Below are 25,515 nucleotides of genomic sequence, written 5' to 3' on the forward strand. Positions count from 1 at the left end.
GTCCAAGGAGGCTACGCGCCACGCATCCCGGCCCGCGCGAACTCCCGCACGCCCTCCGCGAAGCCGACCTCCGGCTTCCATCCCAGCTCCGCGCGCAGCCGGGACGAGTCCGCCGTGATGTGCCGCACGTCGCCCAGCCGGTACTCGCCGGTCACGACCGGCTCGGGCCCGCCGTCCGCCGCCGCCAGCGCCCTCGCCATCTCGCCGACCGTGTGCGGCTCACCGCTGCCGGTGTTGTAAGCGGTGAGCGCTCCTACGGCCGAATCCGCCTCCAGCGCCGTCGCATTGGCCGCCGCCACGTCCCGTACGTGCACGAAGTCCCGCCGCTGCCGGCCGTCCTCGTACACACGCGGGGCCTCACCGCGGGCGAGCGCCGAACGGAAGAAGGAGGCGACTCCGGCGTACGGCGTGTCCCGGGGCATCCGGGGCCCGTACACGTTGTGGTAGCGCAACGACACCGCCGAGCCGTCCGTCGAGCGCGCCCATGCGGCGGCCAGATGTTCCTGGGCGAGCTTGGTGGTGGCGTACACGTTGCGGGGGTCCATCGGCGCGTCCTCGCCGACCAGTCCCGGTGACAACTCCTGCCCACACACCGGGCACCGCGGCTCGAAGCGCCCGGCCGCCAGGTCGGTGACGTCCCGGGGCCCGGGACGTACCACCCCGTGCCGCCGGCACGTGTACCTGCCCTCGCCGTAGACCACCATCGAGCCGGCCAGCACCAGGCGCCGGACGCCCTGTCCGGCCATGGCCGTGAGCAGGACGGCGGTGCCCAGGTCGTTTCGGGAGACGTACTCCGCCGCGTCGGCGAACCCGGTACCCAGCCCGACCATCGCCGCCTGATGGCACACGGCGTCCACACCGGCCAGGGCACGGGCAACCGCCTCCGGGTCCCGGACGTCCGCGCCAGGATCATCACGCACGTCGAACACGACGGGCTCGTGCCCGCGCGCCCGGAGCGCCTCGACGACATGGGACCCGATGAACCCGGCACCGCCGGTGACCAGTACTCGCATGCGCCCACGGTAGGGCGGCACACCGGTCTCACCCCCGGGCCGCGCGCACCACGTCACGAGTCCGTAAGACGATGCGCTGTCCGTGGGCGACCGCGTTCACGTCGTGCGAGGGGGGCGAGCCCCGGCTGCTCGGGAGTCAGTGGCTGCCGGAGAGTTCGCCGCTGAGCGTCGTGTGGAGGTGGGCGCTGGGCTCGTTCAGCCCGATGATCTCGACGGACTTGCCGCGCTGGGAGTACTTGGTCTCGATGGCGTCCAGGGCGGCGACGGAGGAGGCGTCCCAGATATGGGCGGCGGTCAGGTCGATGACGACCTTGCCGGGGTCGCCTGCGTAGTCGAACCGGCCGACGAGGTCGTTGGAGGAGGCGAAGAACAGCTCGCCCGTGACCCGGTAGACGACGGTGGCGTGGTCGGGGTCGGTGACGGCGGTGACCTCGGCGACGTGGGCGACGCGCTTGGCGAAGATGACCATCGCGGTGACGGAGCCGGCGACGACGCCGATGGCGAGGTTGTGGGTGGCGACGACGCAGGCGACGGTGACCACCATGACGGTGATCTCCCCGGCCGGCATCCGCCTGAGTGTCTTCGGGGCGATGGAGTGCCAGTCGAAGGTCGCGAACGACACCATGACCATCACCGCGACGAGCGCCGCCATGGGGATGTCGGAGACGACCGGTCCGAAGACGATGCACAGCACCATCAGGAAGGCGCCGGCAAGGAACGTCGACAGGCGGGTGCGGGCGCCGGAGACCCGTACGTTGATCATCGTCTGGCCGATCATGGCGCAGCCGCCCATGCCGCCGAAGAAGCCGGTCACGATGTTGGCGACGCCCTGCCCGATGGACTCGCGGGTCTTGGAGGAGTGGGTGTCGGTGATGTCGTCGACCAGCTTCGCGGTCATCAGCGACTCCATCAGACCGACCAGGGCCATCGCGAGCGCGTACGGAGCGACGGTGGTGAGGGTGTCCAGGGTGAACGGCACGTCAGGCAGCCCGGGCACCGGCAGCGCGGACGGCAGGTCGCCCTTGTCGCCCACGGTCGGCACCGCGATCCCGGCCGCGAGCGTGATGACCGTGAGGATGACGATGGAGACCAGCGGCGCCGGGATCACCGTGGTGACCTTCGGGAAGAACACCATCAGCGCCAGCCCGGCGGCGATCAGCGGATAGACCGGCCAGGGCACGCTCGTCATCTCCGGCACCTGCGCCAGGAAGATGAGGATGGCGAGGGAGTTGACGAAGCCGACCATCACGCTGCGCGGCACGAACCGCATCAGCCTGGCCACCCCGAGCGCGCCGAGGACGATCTGGAAGACACCGGCGAGGACGACGGCCGCTACCAGGTAGCCGAAGCCGTGTTCACGGTTGAGCGGGGCGATGACCAGGGCCACGGCACCGGTGGCGGCGGAGATCATGGCCGGTCGGCCGCCGACGATCGAGATGGTCACTGCCATCGTGAACGAGGCGAACAGGCCGATCGCCGGCTCGACCCCGGCGATGATCGAGAACGAGATCGCCTCCGGGATCAGTGCCAGGGCGACCACGAGACCGGCCAGCACCTCGGTGCGCAGCACCTTCGGATCGGACAGCCATGACGGACGTCGGGAGCCATGCGGCCGGGCGGCCTGGGGCAGTGCGGGGGAGGACAAGAGGAGAGGAACCTGTCGTGCTCGGGCACACCCGGCATCACGGCGGGCGCGCGAGTAGGCGTGGAGAATCGGGGCGGTCCTCCACGAGATCCGCGAGCGGCGCGGACCGAGGTCAGAGGGCAGCGGCGACGTGACCGGCGCGGAAATCGGGCGCTGCCTGCGGTCGAAGGATCACGGTGGGCAGGGAGCGGCGCCGGGCATCACGGACATGCGTACGCTCTCTCCTGCGGACAACGGTCTTCGCCGGGGGCTTCGTCGGCCCCGACACGGCTGACGGTCACGGGACGGCATCCCGCGCCATGGGAACGGGCACGGCAGGCGACCGCCCCGACACCGGCGCAACTCTACCCTAACGTTAGAGTAGAGATCGGCGTCGGCTGCCTGCGGCCGCAGTGGAAGACGAGGAAGGCACCCCGCGTGAGCAGCGAGCACATGCAGATCGGCGAGGTCGCGGCACGGACCGAGCTGTCGCTGCGCACCATCCGGCACTACGAGGAGACCGGCCTCGTCATCCCCTCCGCCCGCTCCCAGGGCGGGTTCCGCCTCTACACCGATGCCGACGTCGCCCGCCTGATGGTCATCCGGCGCATGAAGCCGCTCGGCTTCACCCTCGACGAGATGCGTGCCCTGCTCGACGCCACCGACCGCCTCGACTCCGGCGAGGAACTGCCGCCCGACGAACGCGAGGAACTGCTGCACCGGATTCGAGGCTTCGAGCAGGCGGCACACAAGCGAGTTGAGGATCTGCGCACCCAACTGGCCAGGGCGGAGGAGTTCGCGGCCACACTGGGGGAGCGTCTGGCGCGGAGTGGACCGGACCGGCCACGAATGCCTGGCTAGGCTGCCCGTTCAGCGGTGGCCGGTGCCTCACCGCGCTCGGCCTGCAGCAGTTGCCGGCGCTTGCCGTCCTTGAAGGGCCATGTGTGCGAACCGGGCTTGCGCGCCTCGTCCGCCAGGTGTTTGAGCAAGCCCTTGTAACTGCTCTCCTTGATCTTCACGGCAATGCGGCCACCGATGGAGAACCTGTTCGCGGTGTCGTCCTTGGAGGCGAGCTGCACGGTGGCGGCGTGACGCCCAAGGCTGACGCACAGGCCGAAGAACCCCACGTCGATGGACGCTGGTTGCTCACCCGCGATCCGGCTGAGCACCGTGTCGGCGGCGTGGGCGCCCAGCGGGCCCGCGGCCTGGCAGCTCATCCGCAACGGCAGGTCCGACGGTGCCGCCGAGTCCCCGGCCGCGACGATGCGTACGTCGTCCACGCTCGTCAACGTCTCGTCGGTGAGCAGGCGGCCCAGGGCGTCGGTGCTCAACCCGCTGCGCACGGCCAGGTCCGGCACACCGAATCCGGCGGTCCAGACGGTCACCTTGCTCGGCAGCTCATGACCGTCACCGAGCTGCACGGCATCGCGCGCCACAGCCGTCACCTTCGCGTCGGGGCCTTCGAGTACGGTCACACCGAGTCTGGCCAGCTGCTTGGCGATCGAGCGCCGAACACGGGGGTGCAGATAGGGCCCGAGTTCTTCGCCGCACACCAGGGTCACGGTGCGGCCCGCCTCCGCCAGTTCGGCGGCGACCTCGATGCCGAGCATGCCGGCTCCGACCACCGTCACCGCGGCCGTTGCGGGCGCGGCGTCGAGGACCGACCGCAGCCGCTGCGCCTCCTCCAGGCCGGCGATCGGGTAGGCGAACTCGGCCGCTCCGGGCACACCCGGGTCGGCGCTGCCGCTGCCCACCGCGTAGATCAGATAGTCGTAGCCAACCGCGCCGCCCGCCGCCAACGCCACGCTGCGCTCGGCCGCGTCGATCCGTGCCACGGTGTCGACCACCAGCTCGACGCCCTCGGCCAGGACCTCTCGGTAGTCGACGACCACGTCGTGGGACCCGCCCACCACTTGGTGCAGGCGGATCCGATGAACGAAGATCGGGCGCGGGTTGATCAGAGTCACTGTCACGTCGTCGCGCTGCGTCAGACGATTGGCCGCCATGACGCCGGCGTATCCGCCGCCGATCACGACCACCTCAGTGTTCTCAGCCATGGTGTCTCCCTCATCCGCAGTGGGTTCGGCATCAAGACGCCGCCCGACTGACCCTTGTGACAGGCTATGAGGCAGACCACTTCGCAGGCATGGAGCGTGACGCGTACGTGCCGGGACTTCAGCTGATCCGGGCAGTGGGGGCCGGCGTGGGCTCGGGCGGAGGCGGGACGTCGGCGCTCGCCACGCTCTCCACGGCGACACGGGGCAGCCGCCGGTCGAGTGGGCGGGGCAGCCACCATGCGGCGCGCCCCAGCAGCGCCATGGCCGCGGGCACCAGAACCATGCGGACGATCGTGGCGTCGAGCACGATGGCCGTGGCCAGCCCCAGTCCCATCATCTTGACGAGTGGCGAGGGGTTGGCGACGAAGCTGAGGAAGACCACCGTCATGATCAGCGCGGCGGAGGTGATCACTCGGCCCGTGACCGCCATGCCGCGTGCCACCGACTCGGTGGGATCACCCGTGGCGTCGTACTCCTCGCGGACGCGCGAGAGCAGGAACACCTCGTAGTCCATGGACAGGCCGAAGAGGACCGCGAAGAAGATCGTCGGCAGGGGTGAGGCGATCAGCATCGTCTCGTGGAGGTTGAACAGCCCTCCCAGCCAGCCCCATTGGAAGACGGCCACCACGACGCCGTAGGCGCCGCCGATGGACAGCAGATTCATCACGGCGGCCTTCAGGGGTACCGCGACGGAGCGGAACACCAGCATCAGCAGCAGGAACGACACCACGATGATCGCGGCGATGAACACCGGCAGGGTGTCGGCGAGTTGACGGGTGAGATCGTCGGTCATGGCGGTCAGGCCCGCCACGGCGACATTGTCGGGGACGATGTCGCGGACGCGTTCGAGGGTGTCGGAGGTCGCGGCGTCCGCGGGGGCGGTGGTGGGAAGTGTTGGCAGCACGACCGTGTCGCCCGCCGCGGAGACCCTGGGCTCGCCGAGCGACGCGATGCCGGGGACGTCGGCGATACGCCGGGACAACTCGGGGATGCCCTCGGCGTCCACACCGGCGCTGCGCAGATCGGCGACGATGAGCAGCGGGGCGTTGAAACCGGGACCGAAGCCCTCCGCCAACAAGTCGTAGGCGCGGCGGTGCGTGGTGCCGGTCGCGTCGTTGCCCGCGTCGGGGAAACCCGTCTCCATGCGCAGCGCCGGGATCGCCAGCGCCAGCAGCACCGCGGACCCGGCCAGCAGGTACGGCCACGGCCGACCGGAGACGCGGTGCGCGAACCGCCACCATGCCGTCTTCTCGGGGTCCTCGGGCTTCTTGCTGCGGCGCGTACGCAGGCCCCGGAGCCGCCGCCCCTTGTGGATGCGGTCGCCCATCAGGGAGAGCAGGGCGGGCAGCAACGTCAGGGCGGTCGCCACGGCGAACAGCACGATCAGCGACGTACTCAGGCCGATCGAGGTCAGAAAGCCCAGGCCGGTCAGCGCCAGCGCGCTCATCGCCACGACCACGGTGCCGCCGGCGAACAGCACCGCCGCGCCGGACGAACTCATGGCGTTCGACAGAGCGGTGGAGTTGTCCTGGCCGGCCGCGCGGTTCTCGCGGCAGCGCGCCACGATGAACAGGGCGTAGTCGATACCCACGCCCAAGCCGATCATCGCGCCGATCGTGGGCGCGGCCGTGGACACGTCCGTCGCATGGGCCAGCAGTACGATGCTGCCCAGGCCGGCGGCCACGGCGACCAGGGCGAGCGCGATCGGGACCAGCGCGACCACGATCGTGCCGAACGCCACCACCAGGATGACCAGGGCCGTCAGCAGGCCCGCCGCCTCCGCGCCCGACGTCGGCGTCTCGGCGTTGATGAAGACGGCGTCGCCCCCCAGTTCGGCGACGACGCCGTCGCCGCGTACGGGTTCGATCGCGTCGCCCAGGGCATCGATCTGCTCGGGACGCACCTCCATCGGCGGTACGTCGAAGGCGACTTGGACGAAGGCGATCCGTCCGTCGGGCGAGATGGTGCCCGTGGTGAAGGGATCGGTGACCGTGGCGACGTGTGCCACGTCGGCGATGCGGTCGACGGCCGCTTCGACGGCAGGCCGGTGGCGATCGATCCGTTCCCCTTCCGGCACGGCGAAGACGGCGACGGCGCTGCCGCCGGACGCTTCGGGGAAGCGCTCTTCGAGCAGTTCCATCGCCTTCTCGCTCTGGCTGCCGGGAGCGACGAGGTCGTCGACGAACGAGCCGCCGACCAGGCCGGCGAGGGGCAGTACGAGCGCCAGGGCGGCCACCCAGGCGGCGATGGTCACCCACGGTCGGCGGGCGCTCGCGTCGCCGATACGGCGCGTGAGTCGGTTCATGGCTGCGGCTCCTGGGAGACGGCAGCCGACCGGCGGCACCGGTCGGCTGGGCTCTTGCGGGATGGCTGCCGACCGGTGGCACCGGTCGGCTGGGCTTGTGCGGGACGGTTGCCGTCCGGGTGGCACCGGTCGGTGCGCGGCGGCAGGAGGTTCGAGCGGTTCCATCGTGGGCGCCGACGCCGGTGCCGTCTCCCGCCGTCAGGGGGGTTGGGCGCCCCCACGCACGACGGGGAGTACGGGCCCACGTCTCCGCCCGGGGGCGGAGGACCGCATCCGCCCGCAGGCGGGTGACGGTGCCTCGGAGCTGGAATTACGATGGCTTGCCCGGCGCGTCGCGGTGCCCTGCGCCAGGGCACCGGACGCTTCTCGGCCAAGGCACCGGCCGCCTCTTGATGGAGCGACGATGATCCGTACGGCTCCGCATGCCGAGACACCGGGCCGCAGGGCGCCGGGCAGGTTCCGCGGCCCGTTCACGCGCTGGCCGCGGGGCGCGGACGCCGTACTCGCGACCGTCGTGTTCCTGCTGACCGCGCTCCTGGAGGAGGGTCCGGGCGATTCCCTCGTCATCCGCCCTGTCACCAGCGTGCTCCAGCCCGCCCTCCTGCTCATCACCCTGGCCGGCGCCGCGCTCTACCTGCGTCGGGGCAGGCCGGTCGCGGTCCTGTGCGTGGCACTCGTCGCGTGGCTCCCGACGCTGGGAAGCAGCTACTCCGTGCTGGGCGGGGTCGTGATCGTCGCGCTCTACAGCGTCGGGCGGCACGACGACGACAACCGGTGGGGCCCTCTCGGTGTCGGCGCGGCCGTCGTCGCGCTCACGATCGACGGCGCCCTCCTCTCCACGCCCTGGGAGGACATCGGCTTCGGCTACGTCTTCATGTTCGGGGCCTGGTACCTCGGCCGGCGCCTCCGGCTTCGCGCGGGGCGGGCTGCCCGGCTCCGCCAGGAACAGGCCGCCGAGGCACGGCGGATCGTGGCCGAGGAACGCACCCACATCGCCCGTGAACTGCACGACGTGGTCGCCCACCGGGTGAGCATGATGACGGTGCAGGCCGGTGCGGCCCGGATGGTGGCCGCCGAGGATCCGCAGGGCGCCCTGGAAGCGATGGCGGCGGTGGAGGAAGCGGGACGCCAGGCGCTGGACGAACTGCGACACCTGCTGGGAGTGTTGCGGCCGAACACCGAACGCGACGGCCTTGGTCCTCAGCCGGGCCTGGCCGACCTGCCCCGCCTGGTGGCCGAGGTCCGGGAGGCTGGTCTGGACGTCTCGGTCGCAGGCGGCATCCAAGATCCCCTCCCGGCCCGGGTGGATCTCTCGGCGTACCGCATCGTCCAGGAGGCACTGACCAACGTGCTCAAGCACAGCGGACCGCAGACCCGCACCGAGGTGCACCTGCGCGCCGAAGGCGACGGAATCACCATCGAAGTCCTCGACGACGGCCGCGGTACCGCCGTCCGGTCGGTGTCCGCCGCGCACGAGGGCCTGCCCGGCCACGGCATCGTCGGCATGCGGGAACGAGCCCTCCTGCTCGGTGGAAGCCTCGACGCCCAGCCGCGCCCCGGCGGCGGCTTCCGGCTCACCGCCCATCTGCCCACCAAGGGGGAGCCCACGTGAGCATCAGTGTCGTCGTCGCCGACGACCAGGCGCTCGTACGCCGCGGCTTCGCCATGATTCTCCGGGTCCACCACGACATCGAGGTCGTGGCCGAGGCGGGGACCGGTATCGAGGCGATCGAGGCCGTACGCCGGCATCGCCCGGACGTGATCCTCATGGACATCCGCATGCCCGAGATGGACGGCCTCGAAGCGACCTCCCGGATCCTTCAGGAGGCCGACTGGGAAACCCGGGTGCTGATCCTGACCACCTTCGACCCGGACGAGTACGTCTACGAGGCGCTGCGCTCCGGCGCCAGTGCCTTCGTGCTCAAGGACATTCCCCCCGAACAACTGGCCACCGCCGTACGCACCGTGGCCGAGGGCGGGACACTGCTGGCCCCCTCGATCACCCGGCGCTTCATCGACCGGTTCACGCAGCGCCGCGTCAACACCGTCGCCGCGGCACGCCTGGAACGGCTCACCGGCCGAGAGGGCGAGATCATGACCGCCGTCGCCCGGGGCGCGAGCAACGCGGAGATCGCCGGGCAACTGTCCATCGGCGCCGCCACGGTCAAATCACATGTGTCGAGCATCCTCACCAAACTCGGGCTGCGCGACCGGATCCAGATCGTGATCTTCGCCTACGAGAGCGGCCTCGTGGAAGCGGGCGACCACGACGTCGGCCACTGACGGCGTCAGGAGGTGAGCTGCTGGTGCCCTATGACGGAGAGCAGTTCGAGTTTGCCGTGGCTCTCCGTGCCGGGGCGTGTGGTCAGTACGACCAAGGTCTGTGCGCGGTTGTCGGTGAACAGGACCTGGCCGTCGACATCGATGCGGCCGAGTTCGGGATGGACGATCGTCTTGCTCTCGTCGTAGCGCTGGGCGACTTCCTGCAACTCCCACAGGCGGACGAACTCAGGGCTGTGTTCCTGGAGTTCGGCGACTATCCGAGCGGCTCTGGGGATGTCGCTGCCGGATGTCAGCGCGACCCGCAGACGGGCGGCCTGGGCACGGCCGTGGCGTGGGTGGTCCCCCTCGGGGTACACCAGGCGTTCGGCGGGGTCCATGAATCAGCGGTAGTAGGCACTGCGGGCCAGTCCGGTGTGGAGCGTCTGGTCGCCGAGCAGCGCGGTGGCGAGCGGGTTCATCGCGAGGGTGTCGGCCATGTCGGTCAGCACCAGGGCCGGGGAGTCGTTCAGACGGTCCAGGACCCGCCGCCCCCGCGCTGCCGATACTGCCGCCGGAGGCACACGGCAGGCCGGTCCTGGTCCTCGTCCCCGTCTACACCGGGGACCTCGCAACAGCGGATGAGGTCATCGAGCCGCTCGTCGCACTCGGCCGGCCGCTGGTCAACCTGGTCGCCAGGATGCCGTGGCTGCGGGCGAACAGCATGCTCGACGCCGTAGCGCCGTACGGCCAGCGCATGAACCTGCGTGGTGGCTACCTACCTGCCCTGTCCACCGACGTCATCGACATTCTGTTGCGCCAGGCCGTAACCGCTCCGTCGCACCCCGGTGCCGCCACCTCCTTCAACCTCTGGTGCATGGGCGGCGCGATCTCCGAGGACGTCGCCGAGGACGCCACGGCATTCTCCCGCGAGGGCGCCGCCTGGCTGTGGGAGGCCGTCAACATGTGGGACGTGCCCGACCACGACACCCAGTACGAGCAGTGGGCGACGACCGTCAGCGAGGTGATGCGGCCCCATTCGCTGACCAACGGCTACACCAACCTCACCGACGACCTGGGCGAGGCATGGCGCCGCGGCGTGCACGGCAGCGAGGCCAAGCACCAGCGGCTGCGCACGGTCAAGACCACCTGGGACCCGCACAACCTGCTCCGCCACAACAAGAACATCGCCCCCGAGGACATCGCTGCTCCGGCCGGCAGCGAGGGCCCGCGACGCTGATCTCGCACCTCCACGCCCCTGTCCGGACACCGGCTGTGGCCGTGGAGAGGCATGACGGCCATGTCTTTGGTTCGGCTGGAAGGATCCCGTACGCCACGGTCACGGGCTCGGCCTGGCCGATTCGGGGCGCGCGACTGTGCGCGGCCAAGCCGCCAAGGCTCGGTCGCGCACGGCGAGCAGGGTGTCCGCATCCGTCAACGACGGAGGCGCTTGCGCAGCGCGGGGGCCGAGGCGCGCTCCCACACCGCGGGCACCTCCTGTTCCCTGGCGTTCGCTCCGGCCTGCTCCGTGCCGTAGAGCAGACCCCAGGTGAAGCCGGCCTCGCCCGCCGTCTGGGCCGCCACGGCCAGATCCCTGATCGTGCCCCGGGCGACCACGCTGTCCTGATGATCACCGAGGACCTTCTGGACCGCCTTGACGCGCCTGCCCAGACGCTTGGCCGGTTTCCCGAGGGCAGGGCGGGCCACCTCGGTCGCGTAGCGCACCTTCTTCGCCGCCTTGCGGGCCTCGTGCAGCGCCACGTCGCGCTTGGGACCGGGCGACAGGTCCAGAGCGTGCGTCATGCGCTCGGCCAGGCGGTCGTACTCCTTGAGGACAGCCCTGGCCACGACCTTGCCGGCCGCCTTGCCGGCCTTGGCACGCAGCGGAGGCCGCTCCACCAGTGTGGCGAGGGAGTCGAGCAGGGTCAGGTAGCGGCGCGAGCCCAGGGCATCGAGAGAGCGCTGGTGGGACTCGGTGCCACGGACGACGTTCCATGTCTGGAGCCGCGCCACGACGGGGCCGAGAACGAGCTTCTCGGGCAGGACGTCGACGCCGTGGGTGAGGCGCTCCATCAGAACTTCCTGATCGCGCTCGGCGCCCAACTCACCGGCCAGCCACTTCAGCTCGGCCCGGATCGCGTCCGTGACCTCGCGGTCCAGGACGGACCGGTAGGAGCGCAGACAACTGCGCAGACGGCGGCAGGCGACGCGCATCTTGTGCACCGAGTCGGGCCGGTCGCGTCGTACGGCCGGATCGAGGGCCGTGAGTATACGGATCTGTTCGCGCACGTATGTGAGGACCTGCTCGCCGGCCGAGCCCGGGTTCAGGTCCAGGTCGCCGGACCGGTCAACGCGATCGGCCGAGGCGGCGGTCGTCGTCTCGTCGAGGGCCCGGGCCAGCTTCGACGGGGACTGCGCGCGAGCGATGCCGTTCTTCCGCAGTTTCTTGTCCACGGCGTCCAGCAGCGCGGGATCGGCGCCCTCGGCCAGCTCCACTTCCACCTCGTTCCACGCGGCACGCCTGCCCTCCGCACGCAGGGACTCCGCTCGAACCGTGTCGAAGTTCAGCGCGGCACGGAGAGTGCCCTCGGCGTCGACAAGATGCCGCACCTCGCGGGTCGAGCGAATGCGAACCACCGGGGTCAGCCTTGCTCCGCGCGTGCGGGAGACGGTCAGGTCGAGCATGGTGTCCGGGACGGTGTCGGTCAGAGCAGCCTGGATCTCCTCCCGACTGTCGCCCGGCAACGGCAGTTTGAGATGCCACCCGGCGTCGGAGCCGCCGGTCCTGCAGCGCAGCGTGGCGGAAGAACCGGACAGGCGAAGGTCGGCGGTGTCGTAGTAGACCGCGTCCAACTCCTCGGGTCCCCGGTCGACGACCGCCGCGACACCTTCCACACGCTCCAACTGGGACAGCCAGGAGGCATCGGACAGCCAGGAGGTGTCGGAGGACGAAGGGACGGCGTACTTGCGTTCTGTCTCGCGCATCGACTGGACCATGTAGTACCGGTAGGCGCGATCCGCCGGGCGAAACACCGCCGTGGACGTGAGTTCGCATTTCTGTGGGGGATCGCCCGCATCGACGGACTCGACGACGGTGGGCGGGAGCCGCCGCCCGATGCGATCAGCTTGCGCGATGAGGGTCTCCGTTTGCCGAACGTGAGGCTGGTTACCCGGCGCACATGGCTGGAGCAAGCGACAAGACGACGAACGGACAGACGCCGCCCGCGAGCGCGCGAGCGGCGAAGAACACCGTGACCAAAGGCGCCGCGGCGCCGGCGAAGGAGTCGCAGCGGGCTGCCGCCCAGGCGGCGGAGAGCGCCGGAGAAGCGGCCGCCGCCGTCGGCCACGGCAGCAAGGAAGCCGTGGTGAGTCTCGGCGGAGCGGCGTCGGAGAAGGCCAGGGAAGCGGCCAGGACAGTGCAGGGCACCGTCTCCTCGGCCGCCCAGCAGACGGTCGGAAAGGCCGGCATGGCCTGGACCCTCCTGAAGGCCAGGAAGGTTGTGGCGGTCGTCGCCGGAGCGGGGACCGCCACCGTGGTCCTCTGCTCCTACACGCTGGGCCGCCGTGCCGGTCTGCGTCGGCGTGGCCCGCTCTCCCGCCTCAGCGGCGGCCGTCTCTGAACAGCGGGACGCCACCGATCTGAACAGCAGAGCGACACCTGGGCGCCCCTCGGCCGGGCCCGCGAGAGCTTCCCGCTCTCGCGGGCCCGGCCGTTTGGCCATCGTGCACGCCACCGGTCAGCGTTTCCTCGGCAGACCAACCGCCACGTCCGAACTGATGACGTGCCCGAGCAGGTGGAGCGGGGCCGCCGTCACTCCGGCCTGTTCCACGGCCCGGGCGTAGGCGTGGGCCACCTCCCGGTCCACCAAGCCGTGCACCAGCGGCAGTTCGGGCAACGAGGCGTGCAACAGGGACTCCGTACGGCAGGACGCGAGGGTGCCCTCGATCCAGGGCTGGGCGAGGTAGCCGGCCGCTGCCGTGGCAGGCAGGCCCTCGGCGGGCTCACGGTGGGTGCGGCCGATGTGGAGCAGTCCGCCGCCCAGAACCAGTACGTCCTGCCGGTCCCGCATCCGGGCGAGTGCTCGGGCGGTGTCGAAGCAGTGGGGGAAGGAGTCGTCGATCACGGTGGTGCCCGGCCTCAGCCGGTCCACCTCCAGGACCGCGGCGCTGCCGCTGATCGCCGTCACCAGCAGATCGGTCCCGTACACCGCGTCCGGCAGTCCCTGCCGGGACTCCACCACCTCGACCTCGCCGGCCAGCCCCCGCTCACGCAGGTTCCGGGCCAGCTCCTCCAGTCGCGGTGCGCTGCCCCGTACGTCGCACAGCAGGAGCCGACGTGGTGGACGGGGGGCCTGTGCGAGGAGCAGTTCCAGCGAGGAGGAGCCGATCGAACCCAGCCCCACGAACGCGACGTCGAGGTCCGCGAGGTTCTGGCCGGTGGCGTCGAGGGCCGCCCGCACCGTCTTGACCACCGACACAACGGTCGCCGCGTGGCCCGTCGTCACGGCCGCTGCCCCCTCGACGGAGGACAGCACGTCGAAGCCGTAACCGGTCAGCGACGGGATCATCCCCGCCAGCGAGACGCAGCGGGCGCCGAGCGAGGAAGCCAGGGACACCGCGTGGCCGGCGTGCCGGACGAGACCGGGATCCCGGCCGAGCTCGTCGGCGAAGAGCGGCACGCATACGAAGCCCGAGCGGCCCAGGGGCGTCTCCACCGTCTCCAGGAGGCGCGGCGCGCCGTCGGGGAACAGCATCGTGCGCAGTTCGGCGCGTGGCAGCGCCCCGTCGGGCAGGCCCGCCAGCCGCGCCAGATGGTCGGGGGCCGGCAGGTATCCGACCAGTGCCGCGTCCATCGTCTCCCGAGCCCGCTGCCGTCGAACCGCGAGGCCGGGGCTTGATGCCCGGGTGAGCCGGGCGCGGATCGACTGCGCGAAGCCGTCCAGTGCGGGCGGCGAGAAGGCATTCGCGGATCCACGGAGCGTCACGCGCAGCCCGTCTCCGTCCGGCCGTACCGCCATGAACACGTCCGTCGCCGTCGACGGCGGGGCGAACGCGCTGTCCGCGTCCTCCCACGACACCGTCAGCGTGCCGCCGTTGGGGGCGGCCAGCGCGGAGAAGTCCAGGAAGGTGAAGAAGAACTGCGACGTCAGCGGCAGCCCGTTGGCGTGGCGAGGGAGTACGTCCTCGTGGGTCCGTGCCTCCTCCGCCTCGGTCACGATCCGGCGCAGGGCATCACCGAAGGGACCTTCTCCCGGCCCCTGGCCGGTTGTGCCGTCCGGCCGCATCGGTACCGCGGCGGCGAACGGGCCGAAGATCCGGTGCACATCAGGCAGCGGACGGTCCCGCCCGCTCACCGCCAGCCCGAGGATCAGGTCCGCTTGGCCGGTGACCTCCGCCAACTGCTGGTAGTAGGCGGTCAGCAGCGGCGCGTACAGGGTCGCCCCCGCCTCTGCCGCGAGCACCCGCAGCGCTGCCGTCCGGCTCGCGTCGAGCACGAACTCCGCCGAATGGAACGCGGGGGTGGCGCCGTCCGTCGGCGTACTGCTGCCGCTGCCCGTGTCGTCGTTGAGGGCGCGCAGCACCGGGGGCCGGTAGGGGGCACCCAGCCGGGCCCGGCGTTGCGCGGCGCCCGGCGCTGAGCCGGACCCCGCTCGGGATTCGGATGCGGCTTCGATGACCGTCTCGGCCAACAGCAGGCAGTGGTCACGGAAGGTGGCACGCGGTGGGGAGGACGGTTCGGCTGTGTGGCCGACGACCAGCCGGTCGTACGCGTCCGTCAGTTCCTGCATGAGCAGCGCGGCGCTGTACCCGTCGCCGATGAGGTGGTGCGCGTGGACGAGGAGGACGTGCTCGTGCGGAGCCAGGGTGAGCACGCGCAGCCGCAGCAGGGGCCAGGTCCACGGCTCGAAGCGCCGGCCTGCCTCGGCCGCAGCCCGCTCGTCGACATCTCCGCGGTCGCGGAGTGTCTCGAAGACGACCGGCAGCCGCAGTGAGCGCGGCAGTTCCTGCTGGACGGGCGGCCGGGCGCCGGATGGGAAGACGGTGCGCAGCATCGCGTGGCGTTCCACCAGCAGGTCCACCGCGGTCTGGAAGACCTCCTGGTCCAGTGGGCCGGTCAGCCGTAGCCGCGCCAGCCAGGCACCACCGCCAGGTGAGAGCTCCTCGGCCAGGAGGAATCCGCGCTGGCCCGGCGTGAGAGGGAAGGGAGCCATGTGGTCCGCTCCCGCCGAGCGGGAGCCCGCGGCGGTGGCTGTCTCCGTCCGGCACGGTTGCCCCTCGCCCGCGACCACTGCCGCATCCACCGCGGCGGCGAGCGCGGCGAGAGTGCGGTGGCGGTAGACCGCGGTCGGCCTGGGCAACGGCCCTTCCTGGTCCCCGAGCCGGGCGAACACCTGGAGGACGAGCATCGAGTCTCCGCCGAGGTCGAAGAAGTCGTCCTCCCGGCAGACCGGGCCGGCCTCCAGCAGTTCGGACCAGATCGCCGCCAGCCGCCGTTCGGTCGGCGTCGCCGGGGGAGTACCGCGGTCGGCGGTCGTCGACAGCGCGGTGGTCGACGCGGACAGGGACGCGGACGGCGTGGGCAGGGACGACAACCGTGCCGTGGAGGTCTGCTCCTGTGCCGCCCCAGCGTCCCTCGCCACCCTGCCCGCACGGTCCGCGGGGGCAGATGCCCGGTCGGACAGAGCACGGCGGTCGACCTTGCCGGTCCCGGTCAGCGGCAGCGCGTCAACGACCGTGATGCGCGCCGGGACCATGAACGGCGGCACGACGTCCGAGAGGTGTCGGCGCACGTCACGCGTGGCCGGTCGGCCGGAACCGGGCCGGACGGTCACGAACGCCAGCAGCCGCCCTTCGCGCGCGGTCACAGCGGCCCGTGCAATGCCGGGGTGTGTCTGGAGGGCCGCCTCGACCTCTCCCGGCTCCACCCGGTTCCCACGGATCTTCACCTGGTCGTCGACTCGGCCCAGGAACTCCAGGGTGCCGCCCTCGCCGCGGCGTACCCGGTCCCCGCTGCGATACCAGCGGCGACCGTCACGTACGGCGAACGCACGGGTCGTCAGGTCCGGCTCGCCCAGATAACCGGGGGTCAACCCGACTCCCGCGATGAGCAGTTCGCCGAACTCGTCCCGCCCGCACGGCGTGCCGTCGGGGCGGACCACCTCCAGATCGGTACCGGCGACGGCCCGTCCGATCGGCAGAAGTTGTACGTCGTCGTCGGGACGGACGTCGATGACGTGGCAGGTGGCGTTGATCGTCGCCTCTGTGGGCCCGTACAGGTTGGCGATCCGTGTGCCGGTTCCGAACAGGTCGAACCACCGGCGGACGTGCGCGGCAGGCAGTGCCTCACCTCCGACGTGCACCCATCGCAGTGCCGACAGGTCCGGTCGCCCGGCCCCGCGTCGCACCTGCTCCTCGGCCGCCGACAGCAGTTGCTCCCACAGCGTCGGTACGGAGCTCCATACGGTGATCCGCGCCCGCTCCACGTACGCGAGCAGCAGTTCGGGGTCGCGTCGCAGGTCCTGCGGCACGGTCACCACGGTGGCGCCGACCAGGAGAGGTGCGAGCAACTGGCGTACGGAGGCGTCGAAGCACGGCGACGCAGTCTGGGCCAGGCGGTCCTGGGCGCCGTAGCCGAAGGTGGCGACGGCCCAGTCGAGGTAGTTCTCCATCGCCCGGTGAGTGATGGGGACCGCCTTGGGGCGCCCGGTGGATCCGGAGGTGAAGATGACGTACGCGATCGCCTCGGCCTCCGCCGTGGACACGGGGACGACGGCCTCTGCGACCGGCGCGCTCGGCAGGTCGTCGACGGCCACGGCCCGAACTCCGCCGAGGGCGTTGGCGGTTGACAGGGTCGAGGCATGGCACACCACGGTGGTGGCACCCGTGCGGGCCAGCTGATCCGCCATCCGTGCCGTGGGATGGCCCGCATCCAGCGGAACCCAGCCGGCACCGGCCCGCAGGATGCCGACCACGCCGATCACGGTGTCCGGGCCCGGCTCGGTGAGGAGTCCGACCAGGGAGCCCGGACGCACGCCGAGGGCCCGCAGGCGCGCGGCGAGCCGGTCCGATGCGCGGTCGAGGGCCGCGTAGGTGAGCGTCGCCGCGCCGGAGTCGACCGCGGTCGCCGTGGGCGTGGCACGGAACCGGTCGAGCAGGCGGTCGACCAGGCTTGGACCGCCGTCCGATCCGGCGAGCGACGCGGACGTCACGCCGGAATCAGGGGAGGCGACCTCAGCAGGCGCAAGGGCAGTCGCAGGCGGTGCGGGGAGCGCACACAGAGCGGCCAGTTCCTCCCGGTACTCCCGGTCCAGACGCGCCACGGTCCGCCGCTCGAAGAGCGGGAGCGGAAAGTTCCACGACATGCGCAGCACAGGGCCGTCCGCCCAGCACAGCAGGCTCAGCCGGGTCGCGGCCGAGCCGGTGCCGGCCGCGGTCGCCCGCACTTCCACCGGGCAGTCCGCCGCCGGGCGGGCCGGGAAGCGGGCGAAACTGAAGCCCGCCGGGCTCGCCGTGCGAGGGCCGCCGTCGGCACCGGACAACAGCCCGGCCAGGTCAAGACTGCTCAGGTCGGCGTGCCGCTCGCTCTCCAGCCATGCCCGGCGCAGCCGCTCCGCCAGAGCCACGAGCGGCTCCTCCAGGTCCGCCTCGCACAGCAGAGGAAGCGTGTCGGCGAGTGGGCCGACGAGCCGGTCCACCCCCTCGAACCGGTCGTCGCGCCCGGCCCGGGCCACGTTCACGGCCATGTCCCGGCGGCCCGTCCACCGCACCAGACAGCGCACGTACGCGGCGAGCAGCAGGTGGAACAGCGATACGTCATGCGCGGCGGCCAGCCGTTCCAGGCCGGTGGTGAGGGCCGCGTCGAGTGCGCCGTGGTGTTGCACGAGCGGGCCCGACGGGGGCGCGTCGGGATCACCGTCGTACGGCAGCCGCAGCGGTTCGCCCCGTCCGGCCAGGCGCTCCGCCCAGTAACGCCGGGTGGCGTCCGGGTTGTTGGAACCGGGGGAGTGGACGCGCGCTGCCGCGTACGTCGCGAAGTCCAGCGCTGGCGGGATCAGTTGGGGTCGTTCTCCGCGCCACAGCGAGGTGTACAGGGCCCACAGGTCTTCGGCCAGGACGTTGAGGCTGTACCCGTCCGCCGCCGCGTGATGGACCACCAGCAGCAGGTGCGCCAGGCTCGGTTCCTGACGGAGTACGACAGCCCGCACCGGCGGTTCGACGGCAAGGTCGAAACGCCGGTTGCAGAGGGCCGATTCGACGTCGGCCAGGCTCTGGCCGGTCCCCTCGCGCACCTCGTACCAGGTCTGCAGGGGCGTCGTCGGCGCCAGTCGCTGGAGCGGCGTGGCGCCCGCGTCGTCGATACGCAGCCGCAGCATGCCGTGCCGTTCGGCCAGAGCTGTCAACGCCCGGCTGAGGACGTGGGTGTCCAGCGGGCCGCGGATCGTCAGGCGCAGATGACCACGGGCCGGGACGTCCGGGTGCAGCCGGCTGCTGGTGTGCAGGGCCAGTTGTACGGGGGTGAGGGCGAAGGGGGTGCCGTCGTCCACCGCGGCCGGAAGCAGGCCACGGTGAGCGTCCGGCCCCGGCTCGACGGCGTCGGCTCCGGCCACGGCCTGCGTGTCGAGGTGGGCGGCCAGCTCGCGCACGGTCCGGTACTCGAAGAAGAGCGTGGTGGGCCATGGGCGCCCCGTCCTGCGCTCCAGCCGCTTGACGAGGTCGACGGCGCCCAGTGAGTCCAGCCCGAGCGACAGGAACGGTGCGTCGTCGTCGACGGCCGACACCGGTACGCCAAGTGACTGCGCAAGTAGTTCCCGGAGCACGGCAGCGGCGCCGGAGACGGACGTCGGCCCGTCCGCGCCGGAGGGTCGGCGAGCCGCTGCCGCCGCGGCCTGATGCTGCGGCATTTCCGCAGGTCGCCTCGGCGAGTCGGCGAGGGGCGGTCCGGGCACGGACGCTGGATCGGCAAGTACCAGTTGCGCCGCGTCCGTGTCGCAGGCCGAACGCAGCGCGGCCAGCGCGGGCGCGGTCGCCAACGGGCGGATTCCGGCACGCGCGAGGACACCGGCGCCGAGAGAGGAGGCGAGTCCCGTCTCGGCGAACGGCCCGAGGTTCACCGACAGCCACGGTCGTCCGGCCTGCCGCTCGGAGGCGGCGAAGGCGTCCAGGAAGGCGTTCGCCGCCGCGTAGACGCCCAGCGCCCCGGCCAGCCCGGGCAGCACCGAAGAGACGGAGGAGAACGCGACGCACACTGCGGGACGTTGCCCGTGCCGGTGCAGTGCCTCCGACAGCAGCGTCGTGCCGAGCGTCTTCGCCCGAAGCGCATCCACCGCATCCTGTACATCAGTTGCGCGCAGGCTACCGGGGCGCACCACTCCTGCCGCGTGGAAGACACCGTCCAGCCGGGGCAGTTCGGCGACGAGCTTGTCGACGTCGTCCTGCGCCGCGAGGTCGGCCGGGTGGTAGCGGGCATCGGCGCCGAGCGCCGCGAGTTCCTCCACCAGACCCTCGGGCGGCTGCGGAGAGCGGCCCGTGAGGATGACCACCGGCCGGCCACGGCCGGCGAGGTCCCGGGCCAGAGCGGAACCGATGCCTCCACAGCCGCCCGTGATCAGGAAGGTCCCGTCGGCGGGCAGCCGCTCCCCGCCGTGGGGCGTCTCGGCCGGCTGCGGGACGACGGTCCGTACCAGCCGCTGCCCGTCCCTCCAGGCGACCACTCCGGCCGCCTGCGGCGCCGCCACCTCGGCGAGGACGGCCCGGAGCCGTTGCCCGGCGCCGTCGAGGGACGCGAGGTCGACCCAGTTCGCCACCGCTCCGGGGAACTCCTCGGGCACGGCCAGAGCGAGGGCGCCCAGCACGGCCTGTGCCGGGTCCGGACGCTCGGAGCCGTGTCCGGTGACGTGCACGTCCTCGGTCACGACCAGCAGACGACGAGCCCCGGTCCGGTCGAACAGCGCGAGCGCCTCCTGGAACGCCGTGACCCAACGACGCTGCATCCGCTCGAACTCGGCGGCCATGCCGCGCCCGGTCGACCCGGCGAGCAGGACCACGGTCTGCGCCGCAACGACTTCGGGGTCCGTGGTCGCCTCCGTGCCCCGACCCGCGAGTTGTGCCGCGAGCTCGCGCACGGCCGTCGCGTCCGGGCCGGTCACCAGTACAGGGCCGGCGGGAGCGTCGTCGGCCAGGGGCGCAGCCTGCCAAGTGACGCGATGCAGGAGTCCATGCGCCGCGGTGTCGGGCCAGTACCGGCGCCGCTGGTAGGGATAGGGCGGCAGTGTCACACGCCGACGGCCCGCGTCGAGCGCCGTACGGTCCAGCGTCACGCCCCGCGTCCACAGGCGTCCCACAGTCTCCAGCAACTCCCGCGCCCCGCCCGGGGTACCGCCCTCGGCGGCCGTCCCGGCTCGGTCCCGCTCCCCGGGCGCGGACACGACGAGCACACGAGTGCCGTCCGTGCCGGTGACCCCGCGATGGGCTGCCGCCGCGCGGATCGGGCCCGCGAGGTTCTCGTCCGGCCCGAGTTCGACGAACGTGTCGTAGCCCTCGTCGAGCAGCCGTGCCACGGCCCGGCCGAACAGCACCGGCCGCAGGGCGTGTTCGCGCAGGTGGTCCGGGTCCATGCGCGGCTGCCACCCGGCGGTGAGCGTGCTCATCACGGGCAGGCCGGCAACGCCGGTGTCCAGAGTGCGTGCCGCGTCGGCCAGGGCCCGCGCGACCGGCTCCATCAACGGTGAGTGAAAGGCGTGCGACACCCGCAGCGGGCGCACCGCCGCCCCCAGCCCGGCGAGCTTCTCCGCCGCCTGCTCAACGGCGTCGGGACTGCCGGAGATCACCAGCCGACCGGGACCGTTGTAGGCGGCCACCGCGAGTTCGCCGGGTGATGCGGCCACCAGGGCCGCCACGTCCTGTTCGTCGGCTCCTCGTACGGCCAGCATCGAGCCCGGCGAGGTCAACGTGCCCATGAGCCGCCCGCGTTCCGCCGCGAACCCCACCGCGTCGGCGAGCGACAACACCCCGCCGACACAGGCGGCAGCGAGCTCGCCGACGCTGTGTCCCAAGAGCGCGTCGGGCCGTACGCCCCAAGCCATCAACTGCCGGGCGAGGGCCACCCCGTGCGCGACCAGCAGCGGCTGCGCCACCTCGGTGGCGGCCTGCGCCTGCGGATCCACCTCCGCGTCCACGCACCAGGACGTCAACTGCCGCCCGTGCACGGCGCCGACCAGGGCCGAGGCCTCGTCGAGCGTGCCGCGGTACACCGGTGCCGTCGCGTACAGCGCACGACCCTGGCCCGGCCGCAGGGCGCCCTGGCCGGGGAAGACGAAGACGGTCCGCGGCCGGTTCGCCACCGTCCCGGTGGCCACTCCCGGCGGCCGGCCGTCACGCGCGGCGGTCGCCTCGGCGAGTCGTTCCCGGAGGTCCCCGTCGGCCACGAGGGCGAGGCGGTGCGGTCCCTCGTCCCGTGCCGTGGCCGCCGTCAGACAGACGTCACCTTCATCGAGTTCCGGATGATCGCGCAGGTGGCCCGCGAGACGGGACGTCCAGGCGGCCAGACCGTCCGCACCGCGCGCGGAAAGGGTCAGCAGGTGCGGACCGCCTCCCGCGCGCGGCGCGGGGGCGGAAGCCGGGGCCGGCGGTGCCTGTTCCAGGACCGCGTGCGCGTTCGTGCCGCCGAAGCCGAACGCGTTGATGCCCGCCCTGAGCGGACCGTGCGACTCCCAGTCGGTCAGCTCGGTGACCAGGGCGAACCCGGACCGTTCGACGGCGGGGGAGGGTGATGTGTGGTGCAGGGAGGCCGGCAGCCGGCCGTGTCCGAGGGCCAGCACCACCTTGACCAGGGAGGGCAGGGCGGCCGAGTTGAGCAGGTGTCCGACGTTCGTCTTCACCGAGCCGAGCAGCCGAGGCCGCCCGTCCGGGTCGGCAGGGAAGGCCTGCGCGAGTGACCGCAGTTCGATCGGGTCGCCGACGGCCGTGCCCGTCCCGTGGGCCTCGATGTACGTCACCGACCGCGGATCGACGCCGCAGATCTCGTACGCTCGGCCGATCGCCTCGTGCTGCCGCTGCGGATTGGGTGCCATCAGGCTCAGGGAGGTGCCGTCGTTGTTGACGGCGGTGCCGCGTACGACGGCCAGGATCTCGTCGTTGTCGCGGCCGGCTTCCTCAAGTGGCCGCAGGACGAGGGCAGCTCCGCCCTCACCGGGTACGAACCCGTCGGCCGCGGTGCTGAAGGCGCGGCTGCGGCCGGTCGGTGACAGGGCCTGCGCGGACTCGAGTGCCTGGTACCCGTCGGGTGTGAGATGGAGGTTGACGCCGCCGACCACGGCGATGTCGCACTCTCCGTCCGCGAGGCTGCGCCGGGCCAGGTGCAGTGCCACCAGACCCGACGAGCACGCGGTGTCCACGGCGAGCGCCGGCCCGTCGAGGTCGAGGCAGTGTGCGACACGGGCGGCGACCAGGTTGGGCAGGTTCCCGGTCAGGGCCGTGGCCGCGGGAGGCGCACCGGCAGGGGTCGCATCGGCGAGGATCTGCCGGTAGCCGCTGTCTCCGACGGCGGCGAAGACGCCCACGCGCAGGCCACGGCGGCGGGCTCCGGCGTAGCCCGCCCGTTCCAGTGCCTCGTGGGCGAGTTCGAGGAAGATCCGCGCCTGCGGGTCGAGCGTGCGGGCCTCCTCGTCACCGATACCGAAGTACCCGGCGTCGAAGGCGGCCGGGTCGTCGAGGAAGGACCCCCAGCGTCCGCCGGACCAGGCAGACGACTCGCCCGCCTGTGCCGAGGGCGTGCCGTCCCAGCGGCCGGGCGGCACCGCGGTGACGGCGTCCCGGCCGGCGGCCAACAGGTCCCAGAACTCCTCCGGCGTGCTCGCGCCGGGAAACCGGCAGGCCATCGCGACGATCGCCGTCGCGGGCGCGACAGCCGGGGCGGGCGGAGTCCCCTGGCCGGTGGCGGGAGACCGTCGGCCTGACGTGTCGTCGTCAACTGCCGCCAGCAGATGGTCGGTGAGCGCGGCGACGGTGTCGTCGCGCATCACGGCCGGCGCCAGGGCGACATCGAGGGCGTGTTCCAGTTCGGCGAGCACCTCCATGGCCTTGAGCGAGGTACCGCCCAGATCGGCGAACCGGTCCCGGTCCGTGAAGGACGCCCCAGGTCGCGCCAGTACTCGCGTCCAGACGTCGCGCACCAGCTGCCGCACGTCGGCGCGCGAACGCGGCGGCGCCGATCGCCGTACGGCGTCGGGTTGCCGCGGCCCGGGCGCCGCTGAACCCGACAGGGCGGGAGCCGAGGCGGTGGACGGGACGGCGGCCGAGATGGTGGTTGAGGGAGCAGAGGGGATGGGCAGCGGGCCGGACGAGGCCGCAGGCCGGTACGAGCCCGCCTCGAAGCGGGCCCGCATCCGCTGCCGCTGCAGCTTGCCGCTGGTGGTGCGGGGGAAGGCAGACGGCGGGAGAGCGAGGACGTGCACGTCGTCGTGGCCGAGGGCTCCACGAACCCGCCGAGCGACCTGGTCCAGTACCTCCGTCGCGGTGCGCGGCGGGCGGCTCCAGGACACGAACACCACCACGCGCTCGCTCCCGGTCACCGGGTCGGTCGAGCCGACCACAGCCGTGATGCCCGTGGGCAGCCCGGGCGTCGCGGCCGCCACCTCCTCCATGTCCGGGGCGTGGAAGGTACGGCCGTTGAGGAAGAGGACGTCCTTGTGGCGGCCGCTGACACACAGCCGGCCGTCCCGGAGGAAGCCGAGGTCCCCGGTGCGCAGCCAGCCCTCCGCGAAGGTCTGCGCGGTCGTCTCGGGAAGGCGGTGGTAGCCGCGCGCGATCTGCGGGCCGCCGACCTCGATGTGACCGACCCGCCGGTCACCCAGCGGCCGGCCGGCCCCGTCGGTGATCCGTACAGCGCAGCCGGGCACCGGTACGCCGACATCCATCACTTCCACGGCGTCGCCGCCAGGCTCACGTTCCACCGCCCGGCCACGGCTGAGAGCGGCCCGGTCCAGCGCCACGGGCGCCGCCACTTCACCGAGCGGCGGGAAGGTGACGGCCAGCGTCGCCTCGGCGAGCCCGTAGACGGGCGTGGCCGCGCGAGGGTCCAGTCCGGTCGGCCGCATCTTGGCCGCGAAATCCCGCCAGACCGTCGCCGAGATCGGTTCGGCCCCGACCAGCATCAGCCGTACCGGGCTCAGGTCCACAGCGGCGAGTACCTCGTCGGGGACCCGGCGGACGGCCAGGGCGAGCGCGAAGTTGGCGGCCGACAAAACCGTGGCCCGGTGCGCGGCGGCCACGTCGAACCACAGGCGCGGCGTCTTCGCGAACGACAGGGGACCGATCTTCACCTGCTTCGCCCGCACGGCCAGCGGCGCCAGATGGGTGCCGATGAGACCCATGTCGTGGAAGTAGGGCATCCAACTGACCACGACATCCTGCTCGTTGAGCGCCGAGGCGGCGGCCATCTGACGCAGGTTCGCCACGACCGCCGCATGCGTCAGCTCAACACCCTTGGGCGACCCGGTACTTCCGGAGGAGAACTGCAGGAAGGCCAGATCGTCCGGACCCGGCATGACGGGCGCGACCGGTTCGGCACACTCCCGCAGTGTCTCCAGCCTCAACATCCTTACGCCGGACGGCAGTTCGGCAGTCACCCCCGCACAGGCCGCGTCCACCACGACGGGCGGACGGCCGAGGTGCTCCCACACCGGGGCGACCCGCCGCGCGTCGGGCGCGAGCGGCACCGGCACCAGCCCGGCTGCCAGCGCGCCCCAGAACATCGGCTGGAAGTCCTCGCTGCGCTCCGCGAGCAGCGGTACGCAGGTGCCGGGCTCGACTCCCGCGCCGCGATAGCCGCCCGCGACGCGCAGGGACTCGTCGAGCAACTCCCGGAACGTGACCGCCACTTCGCTGCCGTCCCCACGGACATGTACGACGACCTGCTCAGGGGCCTGGCGGGCTGCGTCCAGCAGTACGTCGAACAGCGATGCAGTCTTCATGGGTCCGTTCGTTCGTGCGTGGGTGGATTGAGCCGGTACAGCGGCGGGCCAAGCCGGGTGGCGAGACGAAGGCCCCTGCCCTCGCGATCTTGCCGAGTCGTTCATGCGGGGAGCCTGCCGGAGCCCGTGTCCCGTTTCATGAGTACGCATACTCAAACGGCGTTCCGTATCGAACCACTGCTCGGGGCGTCAGCCGGGCCGGCGGTTCGCATTCCTGGCCGATGGCGGGGAACGTGGAGTACATGGGAGTCGGGAGCACTGCACGCGAGCCGGGCGCACGGGTCAT

At 72.0% G+C, this 25,515-nt stretch carries 11 protein-coding genes and 1 pseudogene; 5 read left to right on the forward strand and 7 right to left on the reverse strand.

All coding sequences use genetic code 11. From position 1 onward, the window contains the following. Positions 1–11: 11 nt before the first annotated feature. Both OG718_RS49310 and OG718_RS49315 read right to left on the reverse strand, forming a co-directional pair. Complete coding sequence (locus OG718_RS49310; protein ID WP_328847283.1) at positions 12–1,013, reverse strand: NAD-dependent epimerase/dehydratase family protein; 1,002 nt, start codon at positions 1,011–1,013, stop codon at positions 12–14. A gap of 136 nt (positions 1,014–1,149) precedes the next feature. Beyond that, positions 1,150–2,658 carry a SulP family inorganic anion transporter gene (locus tag OG718_RS49315; protein ID WP_328847284.1) on the reverse strand — a complete coding sequence of 503 codons (1,509 nt, stop codon included), beginning with the start codon at positions 2,656–2,658 and terminating at the stop codon, positions 1,150–1,152. 417 nt (positions 2,659–3,075) lie between these two features. Here OG718_RS49315 and OG718_RS49320 point away from each other — a divergent pair, with 417 nt between their 5' ends. Next, positions 3,076–3,498, forward strand: a complete 423-nt coding sequence (locus OG718_RS49320) for a MerR family transcriptional regulator (protein ID WP_143642285.1) — start codon at positions 3,076–3,078, stop codon at positions 3,496–3,498. On the opposite strand, the gene OG718_RS49325 is transcribed toward OG718_RS49320, so the two are convergent. Both OG718_RS49325 and OG718_RS49330 read right to left on the reverse strand, forming a co-directional pair. After that, on the reverse strand, positions 3,495–4,694 hold the full coding sequence (locus OG718_RS49325; protein ID WP_328847285.1) for an NAD(P)/FAD-dependent oxidoreductase: 1,200 nt from the start codon (positions 4,692–4,694) through the stop codon (positions 3,495–3,497). The genes OG718_RS49320 and OG718_RS49325 overlap by 4 nt on opposite strands. A 118-nt stretch (positions 4,695–4,812) precedes the next feature. After that, positions 4,813–6,999 (reverse strand): MMPL family transporter, encoded by a 2,187-nt coding sequence (locus OG718_RS49330; protein WP_328847286.1) that lies wholly within the window; start codon positions 6,997–6,999, stop codon positions 4,813–4,815. 403 nt (positions 7,000–7,402) lie between these two features. Between OG718_RS49330 and OG718_RS49335 the strand changes: the two genes are divergently transcribed. Together OG718_RS49335 and OG718_RS49340 are read left to right on the forward strand one after the other, a co-directional pair. Next, on the forward strand, positions 7,403–8,611 hold the full coding sequence (locus tag OG718_RS49335) for a sensor histidine kinase (RefSeq protein WP_143642279.1): 1,209 nt from the start codon (positions 7,403–7,405) through the stop codon (positions 8,609–8,611). Further along, positions 8,608–9,282, forward strand: coding sequence for a response regulator transcription factor (locus OG718_RS49340; protein ID WP_143642277.1), 675 nt, complete (start codon positions 8,608–8,610; stop codon positions 9,280–9,282). Before OG718_RS49335 ends, OG718_RS49340 begins: the two co-directional genes overlap by 4 nt. A 5-nt stretch (positions 9,283–9,287) precedes the next feature. Here OG718_RS49340 and OG718_RS49345 read toward each other — a convergent pair. Then, positions 9,288–9,758 (reverse strand): annotated as a pseudogene (locus OG718_RS49345) (MmyB family transcriptional regulator). A gap of 224 nt (positions 9,759–9,982) precedes the next feature. Here OG718_RS49345 and OG718_RS49350 point away from each other — a divergent pair. Beyond that, positions 9,983–10,498, forward strand: a complete 516-nt coding sequence (locus tag OG718_RS49350) for a BBE domain-containing protein (protein WP_328847287.1) — start codon at positions 9,983–9,985, stop codon at positions 10,496–10,498. 194 nt (positions 10,499–10,692) lie between these two features. Here OG718_RS49350 and OG718_RS49355 read toward each other — a convergent pair whose 3' ends face one another. Then, positions 10,693–12,255, reverse strand: coding sequence for a CYTH and CHAD domain-containing protein (locus tag OG718_RS49355; protein ID WP_328847288.1), 1,563 nt, complete (start codon positions 12,253–12,255; stop codon positions 10,693–10,695). 182 nt (positions 12,256–12,437) lie between these two features. Here OG718_RS49355 and OG718_RS49360 point away from each other — a divergent pair, with 182 nt between their 5' ends. After that, positions 12,438–12,878, forward strand: coding sequence for a hypothetical protein (locus tag OG718_RS49360; protein ID WP_143642274.1), 441 nt, complete (start codon positions 12,438–12,440; stop codon positions 12,876–12,878). Between the two features lie 117 nt (positions 12,879–12,995). Here OG718_RS49360 and OG718_RS49365 read toward each other — a convergent pair whose 3' ends face one another. Continuing rightward, positions 12,996–25,229 (reverse strand): non-ribosomal peptide synthetase/type I polyketide synthase, encoded by a 12,234-nt coding sequence (locus tag OG718_RS49365; RefSeq protein WP_328847289.1) that lies wholly within the window; start codon positions 25,227–25,229, stop codon positions 12,996–12,998. Positions 25,230–25,515 lie beyond the last annotated feature (286 nt).

Source organism: Streptomyces sp. NBC_00258 (assembly GCF_036182465.1).
In the GTDB taxonomy this organism is placed as follows: domain Bacteria; phylum Actinomycetota; class Actinomycetes; order Streptomycetales; family Streptomycetaceae; genus Streptomyces.

Excerpts from the sequence above, each read along its gene's own strand:
- OG718_RS49310 (WP_328847283.1), bottom strand. The coding sequence starts at position 1,013 with ATGCGAGTACTGGTCACCGGCGGTGCCGGGTTCATCGGGTCCCATGTC.
- OG718_RS49325 (WP_328847285.1), bottom strand. The coding sequence starts at position 4,694 with ATGGCTGAGAACACTGAGGTGGTCGTGATCGGCGGCGGATACGCCGGC.
- OG718_RS49330 (WP_328847286.1), bottom strand. The coding sequence starts at position 6,999 with ATGAACCGACTCACGCGCCGTATCGGCGACGCGAGCGCCCGCCGACCG.
- OG718_RS49335 (WP_143642279.1), top strand. The coding sequence starts at position 7,403 with ATGATCCGTACGGCTCCGCATGCCGAGACACCGGGCCGCAGGGCGCCG.
- OG718_RS49350 (WP_328847287.1), top strand. The coding sequence starts at position 9,983 with ATGCTCGACGCCGTAGCGCCGTACGGCCAGCGCATGAACCTGCGTGGT.
- OG718_RS49355 (WP_328847288.1), bottom strand. The coding sequence starts at position 12,255 with ATGGTCCAGTCGATGCGCGAGACAGAACGCAAGTACGCCGTCCCTTCG.
- OG718_RS49360 (WP_143642274.1), top strand. The coding sequence starts at position 12,438 with ATGGCTGGAGCAAGCGACAAGACGACGAACGGACAGACGCCGCCCGCG.
- OG718_RS49365 (WP_328847289.1), bottom strand. The coding sequence starts at position 25,229 with ATGAAGACTGCATCGCTGTTCGACGTACTGCTGGACGCAGCCCGCCAG.